The sequence below is a fragment of the Pseudoalteromonas sp. Ld19 genome, from assembly GCF_045064135.1.
GTDB lineage: Bacteria > Pseudomonadota > Gammaproteobacteria > Enterobacterales > Alteromonadaceae > Pseudoalteromonas > Pseudoalteromonas aliena.
Genome location: NZ_JBISHA010000021.1, coordinates 883,615 through 895,203 on the forward strand (window position 1 = coordinate 883,615; position 11,589 = coordinate 895,203).

At 39.0% G+C, this 11,589-nt stretch carries 12 protein-coding genes; 4 read left to right on the forward strand and 8 right to left on the reverse strand.

Features of this window, described 5'->3' with window-relative positions; all coding sequences use genetic code 11:
- Nucleotides 1-127: 127 nt before the first annotated feature.
- Entirely contained in the window at nt 128-691 is a 564-nt protein-coding gene (gene gmhB, locus ACJJVZ_RS16085; RefSeq protein ID WP_193156134.1) for a D-glycero-beta-D-manno-heptose 1,7-bisphosphate 7-phosphatase, read from the reverse strand.
- A complete protein-coding gene (locus ACJJVZ_RS16090; protein WP_405601913.1) occupies nt 691-1,749 on the reverse strand; it encodes a glycosyltransferase family 9 protein in 1,059 nt (352 codons plus the stop codon). The genes gmhB and ACJJVZ_RS16090 overlap by 1 nt, the downstream gene beginning before the upstream one ends.
- Nucleotides 1,750-1,871: 122 nt before the next feature.
- Between ACJJVZ_RS16090 and ACJJVZ_RS16095 the strand changes: the two genes are divergently transcribed.
- Entirely contained in the window at nt 1,872-2,600 is a 729-nt protein-coding gene (locus ACJJVZ_RS16095; RefSeq protein ID WP_405601916.1) for a 3-deoxy-D-manno-octulosonic acid kinase, read from the forward strand.
- Here the strand turns inward: ACJJVZ_RS16095 and ACJJVZ_RS16100 are convergent.
- Nucleotides 2,593-3,678 carry a glycosyltransferase gene (locus ACJJVZ_RS16100; protein ID WP_405601918.1) on the reverse strand — a complete coding sequence of 362 codons (1,086 nt, stop codon included), beginning with the start codon at nt 3,676-3,678 and terminating at the stop codon, nt 2,593-2,595. The two genes, ACJJVZ_RS16095 and ACJJVZ_RS16100, sit on opposite strands and share 8 nt — an antisense overlap.
- A complete protein-coding gene (locus tag ACJJVZ_RS16105) occupies nt 3,675-4,748 on the reverse strand; it encodes a hypothetical protein (RefSeq protein WP_077537077.1) in 1,074 nt (357 codons plus the stop codon). Before ACJJVZ_RS16105 ends, ACJJVZ_RS16100 begins: the two co-directional genes overlap by 4 nt.
- A 169-nt stretch (nt 4,749-4,917) precedes the next feature.
- On the opposite strand from ACJJVZ_RS16105, the gene ACJJVZ_RS16110 reads away from it, so the two are divergent.
- Complete coding sequence (locus ACJJVZ_RS16110) at nt 4,918-6,465, forward strand: capsule assembly Wzi family protein (RefSeq protein WP_077537076.1); 1,548 nt, start codon at nt 4,918-4,920, stop codon at nt 6,463-6,465.
- Between the two features lie 457 nt (nt 6,466-6,922).
- Here ACJJVZ_RS16110 and hldE read toward each other — a convergent pair whose 3' ends face one another.
- Entirely contained in the window at nt 6,923-8,362 is a 1,440-nt protein-coding gene (gene hldE / locus ACJJVZ_RS16115; protein ID WP_405601921.1) for a bifunctional D-glycero-beta-D-manno-heptose-7-phosphate kinase/D-glycero-beta-D-manno-heptose 1-phosphate adenylyltransferase HldE, read from the reverse strand.
- Nucleotides 8,362-8,952 carry an SIS domain-containing protein gene (locus ACJJVZ_RS16120; RefSeq protein WP_002961065.1) on the reverse strand — a complete coding sequence of 197 codons (591 nt, stop codon included), beginning with the start codon at nt 8,950-8,952 and terminating at the stop codon, nt 8,362-8,364. Before ACJJVZ_RS16120 ends, hldE begins: the two co-directional genes overlap by 1 nt.
- 181 nt (nt 8,953-9,133) lie before the next feature.
- On the opposite strand from ACJJVZ_RS16120, the gene waaA reads away from it, so the two are divergent.
- Both waaA and ACJJVZ_RS16130 read left to right on the forward strand, forming a co-directional pair.
- Nucleotides 9,134-10,432, forward strand: coding sequence for a lipid IV(A) 3-deoxy-D-manno-octulosonic acid transferase (gene waaA / locus ACJJVZ_RS16125; RefSeq protein ID WP_405601924.1), 1,299 nt, complete (start codon nt 9,134-9,136; stop codon nt 10,430-10,432).
- Entirely contained in the window at nt 10,429-10,977 is a 549-nt protein-coding gene (locus tag ACJJVZ_RS16130; protein WP_024598958.1) for a DUF1415 domain-containing protein, read from the forward strand. The genes waaA and ACJJVZ_RS16130 overlap by 4 nt, the downstream gene beginning before the upstream one ends.
- A gap of 71 nt (nt 10,978-11,048) precedes the next feature.
- On the opposite strand, the gene ACJJVZ_RS16135 is transcribed toward ACJJVZ_RS16130, so the two are convergent.
- Complete coding sequence (locus ACJJVZ_RS16135) at nt 11,049-11,378, reverse strand: YdbL family protein (RefSeq protein WP_002961068.1); 330 nt, start codon at nt 11,376-11,378, stop codon at nt 11,049-11,051.
- Nucleotides 11,379-11,389: 11 nt separating this feature from the next.
- Nucleotides 11,390-11,587 carry a YnbE family lipoprotein gene (locus tag ACJJVZ_RS16140; protein WP_002961070.1) on the reverse strand — a complete coding sequence of 66 codons (198 nt, stop codon included), beginning with the start codon at nt 11,585-11,587 and terminating at the stop codon, nt 11,390-11,392.
- Nucleotides 11,588-11,589: the final 2 nt, after the last annotated feature.

Sequence of the window (11,589 nt, forward strand, 5' to 3'; positions counted from 1 at the left end):
ACCGCACTTACGCGGCTGTTTATTATGCGGGGTATTGTAAAAGTTTAATGGGTAAAATGCACGGTTTGCAGTTCGTCGCAAACGCTATAAATTGGAAGGAATTCCTGCCAGTTTACAGGCTGTTTATTTATGTGTTTAAAAGTGCAGATAAACTACTTATAGAATCGATAATTAAATCAGCTTCTTGCTTGGCGTTCTCGTCAAAGCTTTGACCCGAACGCACTAAAACACGAGTCGTAATGCCCGCTTTTTTCGCAGCCTGCATATCACTGAGTTTATCGCCCACCATAATACTGCAAGCAGGATCAATGTGATGATCTTCTATACCTTGCAATAACATACCTGGCGCAGGCTTTCTGCAACTGCACTCTTTCAAATACTCAGGGTGCGCTTTTTTAGGGTGATGCGGGCAAAAATACACATCGGTAACTTCAATGCTGTGGGCACTAAATTGATCTTTCATCCATTGTGTTAGTGCTAAAAAATCAGCTTCGCTGTAATAACCTCGTCCGATTCCAGATTGATTAGTGACGATTATGATTTTATAGCCTGCATCATAAAATGTTTTACAAGTGCTAAAAACACCGTCAATAAATTCAAATTTATCGCTTTGATACACATAACCATGATCAACATTTACCACGCCATCGCGGTCTAAAAAAAGCGCTTTATTTTTTTGTTGCTTATTCATTACAAAGACTCTTTTTGTACAACATGGTCAAACATCGCTTTTACATCATTAACCGTAATTTGGCTCATTAAATCATCGCCTTTAACGCGCGTCCCCCACGAGACTTGTTTTGCCGTTTTACCTGTTTGCTTAAGCAAGTTTTGATGATAAACCTCTACCACGTAGTCTTGATATAAGTAAGGACCTGTGCGTGCTGGATTTGAATGTGCATACAAACCTATAACGGGCGTACCAACTGTCACCGCCATATGCGCAGGGCCAGTATCGGGCGCAAGCACTAAGCTGCCACGCTTTAACACGCACAACAACTCTTTGAGTTTTGTTTTACCCACCAAGTTTAAAATCGGCGTGTTGCTGTGCTCAATAATGCTATTTGCTAGGTTAATTTCAAGCTCTGTTGGACCACCCGTCAATACCACCTTAAAGCCTTGCTCGCTTGCATAATCAGCCAATGTGGCATAACGATCAGCGAGCCAATTACGCTGTGCTTTACTTGCTGCTGGCGATATTACTAATAGTTTATTAGTTAGGTACTCTGGTGTTAGTAACTCATCGGCAACCGCTTGGTCTTGCTCGGTATAGGGCATGTTCCAGCTCGGCTTATAATCAGCTACACCAATGACTTTAGCAAAACCTTTAAAACCTTCAAGCACATGCGCTTGGGCTTGTGGCTCTATTCGTTTATTAATAAATAAGCTGTGTAATTCTTTTGAACGCGCCCAATCGAACCCTATTTTAACTTTTGCCGGAATACAACGCGCTACAAACCCAGCCCTTAATGCAACTTGCATATTAAGCAGTACATCAAATTTTTGACCTTTAAAGCGTTGTTTTAAGCTTTTAAGTGCAGCTTTTCCTTGCTTTTTATCAAATACCACCAGCTCAACGCCCGGTAAGTCAGCAAGTAACATGGCTTCTACTTTGCCAATAATCCAGGTGATTTTTGCATTAGGATGTGCTTTTTGAATAGCTTGTACTGCACTCACACCATGACATACGTCACCAATGGCTGAGAGTCTTAATATACAAATAGATGAATAATTAGGAGCTTGAGTCACACATTCCCTTAGGTATTAAATACAAAAGCCGATCTTAAATTATAATCACGCTATTGCAAGCACTTATCCTGCGCTTTAAAACGCGCTAATATAGGCCCATTATTTAGCAATTACACAGAGCTATGTTTAAACAACACGTGCAAGGCAATCACACTGTATTAAGCCACCCTAAATACACAAGCCAAATTACTCTTGATTGGTTTGATGCCAATTTTTGGCAAAAACAAAATAAAATTGTGGGTGCTAAAAAAGGCAGAGCAACAGCATGGTTTTTTAAACAAGACAAATTAACAGCCGTGCTGAGGCATTATTGGCGTGGTGGTTTAGTGGGTAAATTACTAAGCGATCAATATTTATACCCAGGGCTTGAACAAACCCGCGTGTATAAAGAGTTTAGCTTAATGAGTAAACTTATAGAGCTTGGTTTAAACGTGCCAATCCCTATTGCAGCTAAAGTAACCCGCAGCGGATTAATTTATCGTGGTGATATTATTACCGAGGCTGTTACAGGCGCTAAAAGCGTACTCGATATATTAATTAAACGCTCATTGACTCAAGATGAGTTAGAGCGCATTGCGAAAACAATCGCGCTATTTCATGCAAAAGGTGTGTACCACGCCGATTTGAACATTAATAACATTTTATTTAATGACATTGGTGATGTGTATATTATCGACTTTGATAGAGGTGAAATAAAAAAAACTAATGCACAGTGGCAACAAAGTAATATAACGCGCCTTGAACGTTCATTTTTAAAAGAACAAGGCCGAAATAATACATTTAATTGGCAAGCAAGTGACTTTCAAACTCTACACAGCAACTACCTTAAAGCTTTATCAGGCGCTAGTTAACTAGCGCTAAATACTGCAGAGCAACCTGCTCTGCCTGTACTTGTTTTAAAATTTCTGCGTTTTCTACATTTGGCTTATCTGCTAGCACCTGCTTAACGGCATTGGCTAATGCCTCACTTTGTCCAGCGGGTACTAAATATTTACTTAGCTCGCCTGTTAATATTTCGTTTGGCCCAAATGTACAATTAGTGCTAACTACCGGAGTACCCACCGATAATGCCTCAACGATTACATTTCCAAACCCTTCAAAATCAGAGCTAAGGATCAATGCTTTGGCATGCTTAATCCAGTTGTACGGGTTTTGTTGAAACCCTGGCACTACTAACTGCTTTTCTATGCCGTACGCCTGTGCAAGCTTTATCGCTTTTGCAGGTTTATTACATAAAAGTACTAACTTGTATTTTTTATCAAGCTTTGCAAATGCTGCAAATAATATATCGTGGCGTTTTTGTTTAGCAAGCCTCCCGACGTGAATTAAATAAGACTCACTTGGGATATTGTTATTTTGCTCGTTCGCTTGCTGATTTATTTTTTCAAAATCAAACGGGTTATAAATAGTCGTAATTGCACTTGGGCGAATTAAATCCCCTTGTGTTATTTCTTTTTCAACCCCCTTTGATACACAAATCAGTGATTTACCATTTAAATTTTGTTTACTTTTTTTAAGGTATAAGTAAGAAAATGGACCTAACTTTTTTTGACGAGCAAGTTCAGCATTAACGGAGTTATGAATAACAAAATGAACATTTTTAATATTACTGCGTGCGAGTAAGTTATTACTTCTATCAAGGTTAGAAAGAACTAAATCAATACTGCCAATCTCGCTCTGTTTTTTTTCAAACCATGCTTCGAGTTTCAAAACACTGTCTTTACGCTGCCAAAATCTATCAACTTTAGATGCTCTATCTGAAAATAAACTATCAACATTTACCATGTCTGGAATATCGTATTCAACACTGCTAGCAAGAGATAAAATAGTGACATTATGCTGTAGTTTTACCAATTCCTCGGCAAGCGTAAGCATCACTTTTTCAGCGCCACCGCCAACCAATGAATCAATAACAATTACAACGTTCATGAATGTTCTCCTATGAGCATATTTTTTACACCTTCAGTAATAACATCATAGCTGTGTATATTTTCAAGCTGAGCATATTTATTAACAAGCCCATTATAAAAAGACGTTTCAATAATATGCTCAACTTTAGCCGATATATCATCAGTATCAAAATTCGCTTTTAGCACAACGCCTGTACCAACGCAGTGCGCTAAACGTGCTGCTTGGTCTTTAGATATAGCGCATGCAGCAACAGGAGTTTGAACTGCAATAGCTTGCAGTAAAGTATCGCCACCACTAAGCAGCGCGACTTTAGCTTGGCTCATTAGCGCCAAAAAATCAGTATTTTGTAAGCTTGATAAGCAAATAAGTTCATTAGAGTTTGGGATAACGCCAGGATAATTTGGACCAAAAACCACAACACCTGTTAACCCTGTACGTTTAGTAATTTTAAGAGCAGCATTAAAATAAACATCCGCACAATTTAAGTTATTTACACTGTGCCCACCGGAGCCCGCATTAACAATAAAGTAGCTATTTGGCTCTAAATGATATCGATTCAACACATCCCGTTTTTGCTCACTAGATGCAAAAGCAACAAAAGGACCTACATTATTTGGGTATGCCAGAGAAAACATTGCTAACTTAGTGCTTTCAGCCCAAGTTAGTGGCTCTATGCAATAATCGGGCTGCACAACCCAATGTACATCAATTAAATTAACTCGATTAAGCTTTAAGCCTTTTGCTCGTTTTTTAGCATGCTGGGAAATAAAAACGACTTTAGCCCCTACTTTTTTAGCTGCTTTCATATGCCCTGCGCGTCCCGCACAATCAAAAACCACAACATCAGGTCTAAATTGCTCTATAAATTCGCAAACATAATCAAGTTCTTTAGTGGCTGAATGTTCAAGTAATGTGGTTTCAAAAGGGCAATCTTTTGCATACGCCGTATGCTTATTTAATATGAAGTGGATATCAATAGAGTTCGCAAATTCGATTTGTAAACTTTGCGCCAATAGCAACGAACGCATATATTCACCAATGCCTTGTGGTGATGATACCGGAATAAATAAAAGTCGTTTGTTGCTCATTACATTCCTTATTTCCTATTTTGCATCCAGTATATCAATCGCATACTTATTACGATAGATAGCTTACATTTTTATACAAAAAATTAACCCTCTTTATTTTATTATTTGCTGCAATAGCTAGCTTAGGTTGATAAACTTGGCGGCAATTTCAATCATAAGGATCTGAACTTTGCGAAACAGAATTTTTCTTCTTTCTACTCTCTTTTGTGCAATAAGCGTATCAGTTAATGCTGAACCATGGGTAAAACCAGATGATTATGGCTTAAGAGCTGATATTCAACAATTAGCTGATGCTGGTGTTATTTTAGCCCCTGTAACCACTTACCCGCTGATGTGGAAGAGCTTTATAAATGATGTTGACAGCACGCCACTGGAGCAATTAACGCCAAGCTTGCAAGATGCGTTACTGCGCGTAAAGCATCGCTATAAATCAGAAAACAGTAGTTCGCATAACGTTCAACTTGCCGCTTTTGCAGCCACAGATTCTATTATTGCAACCAGTTTTGGTGCTACTAACACGCAAGAGTCTGAACTTTCAGCAGCTTACACTTATTTAGGCAATAACTTTGCAGCTAAAATCGCCGTTAACTCAAGAAGTGATGGAAAGAAGTGTTTAGCCAAAGACAAAAAAACAGATGATATTGTTACTAATGAACAAGCACTTATAGACTGTAAAGATACCTCGTTCGACGATAGTTATTTAGCGTATCGCTTAGGTAACTGGATTTTTAGAGCAGGTGCTGTTGAACAGTTTTGGGGACCTGGTGTTGATAACAGTTTAATAATGTCTGGCAATGCCAAGCCACTCCCAGCAGTAAGCGTAACGCGAGAGCAAAGTACTGCCTTTGAAACCCCTTGGTTAAGTTGGATCGGCCAATGGGGCTTTACCGCCCAAATGGCAAAGCTTGAATCAACTCGTGTAATTCCTGATGCGTTACTTTGGAGTAGCCGTGTTAATTTTCGCCCACTCCAACAGTTAGAAATTGCACTTAGCTGGTCAGCACAATGGGCTGGTGACGGTCAGCCAAGTTCAGCGGGTGATTTTATTGATGTTATCACCGGGCAAACGACGTGTGCTAATGGCAGTGAAAGCTGTGACAGCGCACTGGATTCAAAAATTGGCAACCAACTTGCCGGTGTCGACATTCGCTGGTCTGACACACTCTTTGAGCAACCTTATGCATTATATGCGAGCACAATTGGTGAAGATGCAAGTTCGCAATTTAAACCTGCTGATAGAGCCTATTTATTTGGTGTACAAACAACACAGCGCATATACGATCAAAATATATTGGTGAATGTTGAATACATAGATACGGGCGTATCTTGTAGTTCTGAGTCTTCCACTGAAAATTGCTATTACGAACACACTGAATATAAATCAGGTTATCGCTACCATGGTCGCACTATTGGTTCAACCTATGATAACGATGCACAATCCGTTGTTTTAACTTTATTAGGCCAACTATCTAATGGCGATGATTGGCAGGTTAAATTGCGCAATGTTGATTACAACAGTGATAATCGCGACCGTTACCCTAACAACCCTAACTTAGGTAATACAATTACCAAAACAGGATTTAATAGTAAGCAGTTAGAATTACGTTACAGAATGCTTTCTATGGGCGGACGCTTAACGCTAGGTGCTTTTGCTTCTAACAATGACGGCGCTGAAAACGATACATCAGCATTTGCCAAGTACGAATATAACTTTTAATACGTTATTTTAAATAAAGTAAGGTATTAAAAGCAAAAGGGATGAAAACCGTGTTTTCATCCCTTTTTTGTATTTTTAGTAACTTAAATCAGTAATTAACCTGAACTTTGGTTAAGATATTTACTAACGCATTGAATAATGGTGATATTTAAATTTATTTTCTCTAGCAAGAGATTTTCAGTGAAAACAAGGCGAATTTACGCGTCAATAGCTGGCCTATTGCAAGTAAATTCAACGCAGTTAGCGCTGAAAATAGCTGCTCGAGATAGATTTATTATCCAGAGCTCAGGTTAATTATACCAATTGCATTAAATTAGTGATCTATTATAGCGATAAAAAAGCAGCTCAATAACAAGGCTAAAATTATGATACATAGTTGTTCTATATAAATAATTTTTAACGTCGTTAGTGAGTTATTTAATACGCTAGAATGATCATGTTTTTGATAAAATTGGTATTACTGCTTAATTTTACTAATTACCTTTGATGTTGAGCACCCATCTAAAAATTCAAGCACTTCAACTTTTCCGCCATGGCGAAGTACATGCTCAGCACCCGCTATTTGCTCTACGGTATAGTCGCCACCTTTAACTAAAATATCAGGGCTTATTTGCTCAATTAATTTAGCGGGAGTATCGTTTTCATCTAAGCTACCAAACGGAATAACCCAATCAACAGATGAAAGTGCGCTAAGTACCATTGCACGCTCATCTAGTGGGTTAATAGGACGATCCGCCCCTTTTAAGCGCGTAATAGATTCATCATTATTTAATCCAACAACGAGCCTATCGCCTCGCGCTTTAGCTTGTGCTAAATAACGCACATGCCCAGCATGTAAAATATCAAAACAGCCATTAGTGAATACAATGGTTTCACCGTTTTGTTTTGCAAATTCAATATGCTGAAGTACATCATCAAATGGTGTTTGGTAATGCTCACCACTAGTATGTAAATACTGACCAAGCTTACGACTTAATTCTTCTGGCGAGACAGTTGCTGCACCAAATTTACTAACCGCTATACCTGCCGCTAAATTGGCAATTTCGACAGCATCTTTAGGTTCCATTCCCGCACCAAGCATAACCGCGAGTGTAGCTATAACCGTATCACCGGCCCCAGTTACATCGCTTACTTCAAGCTCTTGTGCTGCAAAATCAAACTTTTCATCTGCATTAATTAACGACATACCTTGCTCAGAACGCGTAAGCAACATGGCTTTAATGCCATTTTTGCTAATTAAATCACGCGCACTTGCAGCTAAAGCTTCTTCTGAATTGGTTTGACCACCCGCTAACTTAAACTCATGTAAATTAGGCGTAATGTAATCAGCACCTTCATATAAATGTAAATCTGGCGATTTAGGATCGATTAAAACCGTTTTTCCGGCGCCCTTAGCAAGGCTTACCATCTCCTTAATTAAGCTTAAAGATCCTTTGCTGTAATCAGAAAACACAATAAAGTCGTATTCATCAAGTACCAACTCTAAACGGTTTAATAAAAGCTGGCTGTGTTGCTCAGTAAACGTTTCTTCTAAATCAAGACGAACGAGTTGTTGATGACGGCTAATAACACGCATTTTTGAAATAGTCGGTAAATCACATACACTGACTAATTGTGAACTTATTTTTTCACCTTTTAGAATAGTCTCTAAAATCTGCCCGCTTTCGTCTTCACCAATTAAGCCCAGTAAGCCAACTTTTGCATCTAAACGCGCTATATTTTTTGCAACGTTAGCTGCACCACCCGCTTTGTCTTCAAACTTACTTACTTTAACAACAGGGACTGGCGCTTCTGGCGAAATTCGACCTGTGTCGCCATACCAGTAACGGTCTAGCATTACATCGCCAACAACTAATATGCGTGCCGCTGATAAGTTTTTTAATAACGATAAATCCATTACTGCTGCTCCGCAACAACCATATCCATGGCTTCACATAACCAGTGACCTATAAACATGTGAGCTTCTTGAATACGTGCTGTTTCGTCATTTTTTATAATGATAGGTAACTTAGCAATATCTTTTACTTTACCGCCATCTCGCCCAGTTAGTGCCACTGTAAAAGCGCCTAGTTTATTTGCAGCTTCTAATGCTAAGTTAATATTATTACTAGTACCTGATGTGGTTAAACCAATAACTAAATCTTCTGGCTTACATAGCGCTTGAACTTGGCGTTCAAACACCGTATCAAAGTGATAATCGTTGCTGTGTGCTGTTAAAATTGATGTATCTGTAGTCAATGCCATAGAGGCAAGCGGACCACGCTCTAATTTATAACGCACTACAAATTCTGCTGCTAAATGCTGTGCATCGGCTGCACTACCGCCGTTACCAAACCATACAATCTTGCCACCAGCTTGTAATGCACTGTGGCATGCTTCTAACAGTTGCATAGATTCTTGATGATAAGCTTCCATCGTTTCAAATAATGCTTGATGACGGTTTAATGTTTCAACGTAGCTAGTTGCCACTGAATCGATAATTGACATGAAAAATTCCTCTAGGAACTGAAATAGCAGGGAAAATTAAATCCATTATTCCATAATTTTATTTAATTGTGTGCATTTTATCGGGTAATAACTGAACCCAGACCATATTTTATTGTGAGTATGTTTAGAAAACGGCTATTTCACGGTAAACTAACGCCATCTCCCTTTAAGAAAGATCAGTATGGCACGCATTTTTTACTCATCCGCATTAATTTTTATTAGCCCACTGATTGTATTTTATCTCTATATATTACGAGGTAAAAAAAACCAAGGCTATCGTGCACACTTTAAAGAGCGCTTTGGGTTTGTCAGTAAGTCTTTATTTACGACTAAAACCAAACCTTTAGTTTTTCATTGTGCTTCTGTTGGTGAGGTACTTGCCGCAACGCCGCTCATTAAAGCTCTTCAAAAAGCGCATCCAAATCTAAATATACTTATAACCTGTAATACCCCAACAGGCAGAGAGCAAATACTTAGCCTGTTTAAAAATACTGTGGCGTGTAGCTACTTACCAATCGATTTTCCGTTTGCGACAGCCCGATTTTTAAAGCGTATTAAGCCACAAGCATTATGTATTTTAGAAACCGAGCTATGGCCAAATTTAATGGCGATAAGTCACAAAAAAAATATACCGGTACTTGTTATCAATGCAAGACTCTCTGAAAAGTCGCAGCAAGGCTATCAAAAGGTCGCTAAATTAACGCATATTATCATGCGCTCAATTACAGTACTTGCGAGTCATAACAAGGCGGATGCGGAGCGTTTTATACAGCTTGGTCTCGAAACTTCAAAAAGCCATGTAACAGGCTCAATAAAATTTGATATAACACCAAGTGACGAGCAATTAGCCAAAGTACTTAATCTTAAACAGCTTTATAACAGTAATAAACACAACAATGATGAACGCTTTGTATGGGTAGCAGGCTCAACACACCCTGTAGAACATGAGTTGATACTTGCAGCCCATCAACAGTTACTAAAAAAGCAACCCAATGCATTACTTATAATTGCCCCGCGCCATCCAGAGCAATTTGATAAAGTGGCAGAGCTTTTAACACAAAGCCCACTTAGTTTTAGCCGTCGCAGCCAAAATAACTATAGCAATGAGCAAGTAGTCCTTGCAGATACGCTTGGTGAGTTACTGTGTTTATATGGCGCTGCAAATGTGAGTTTTATTGGCGGCAGCTTAATTCGCAGAGGTGGGCATAACCCACTCGAATCAGCTGCGTTTTCAGTAGGTGTAATAACCGGTCCGCACACATACAATTTTGATCATGTTTATCCCGAGCTAATAAAACTTAAAGGCGCTGTAATGGTTGATAGTAACGACGAACTAGCAAAGCAGCTCATAACGTTTAGCCAAAACACCAAAGCGTGCCAAACCTTAGGCATTAAAGCTGCGCAATGCGTAGCTAAAAACCAAGGTGCAATACAAAAAACACTTACCATTATTAATCAATATTTAGAGCCAAAACCGTGACTAACATAGCTATAAGCCAAACCCGCGAATGGGTGTCATCTGTTATTGTTAAATATAACTTTTGCCCGTTTGCTCGTAAAGAAGTAGAAAACAACTGTATTCATTACATCGTAAGTCCAGCAGCAAGTATGGATGATGCTGTAATGGATATGCTTGAGCAATGTGTTGAGCTTGACCGCGAACCAGAGCGCGAAACCACCCTTATCATGTTTGACAACGGCTTTAGTGACTTTGAAGATTTTTTAGACTTGGTCGATTTAGCTAATGCACTTTTAGTCGCGCAAGGGTTTGAAGGAAAGTATCAAATTGCGAACTTTCATCCTGATTACGTATTTGCCGACAGTGATGAAACCGATGCCGCAAACTATACAAATAGAGCACCTTTTCCTACTTTGCATTTAATTCGCGAAGCAAGCATGAGCGAAGCACTTGATAGTTATAACGAACCTGAATCGATTCCTGAGCATAATATAAACCTAGCAAGGCGTAAGGGTATTGATTTTTGGCAGCAGTTACTTGAAGGCTGTAAAAAACCGAGCGCTTAAACGCTCGGTTTTATTTTGGCTTGTACAAGCTTTGTGCAAAACCTTGTGCAAAACAAGACAATAACAAACGCTTATTTTTTAACCCAGTTACCATTTACTTCAACGTAATGACCACTTTGGGTTTTTTCAATTGTTTTAGCGGCAGCAAGCGCTTCTACTTGTGAAAGCGACAAGTTATTCTTTTTAGCCAACTTTAAGTACTGCGCTTTACGCTTTGCATTTATATCATCAACAACGGCTTTTGCTTCTGCGTTTTGTACAACAAGTCCTAAATAACCGGAGCTGTCTTCACCTACTAAACCTTGGTTTTTAGCGTCATCAAGGCTAATAGCCCACGCAGAGAACGACATACATACTGCACTAACTAACGTAATAATGTTTAATTTTTTCTTCGTATTCATGTTCTAGCTCCTTAAAATAACTCACTGTCGTCACTAAATAAATTGTCGAGTTCTTTATCTACTTTTACGCGAATTTCGTGATCGACCTTCACATTTAAATTAATCGTAATGGGCTCTTTAGCAGACACCTCAACTCGGTGCGTACAGGCACTTAGTGCACTAATAGCACCTAGCGCGAGCAGTACTTTTATCAATAACGACTGTCTCATTA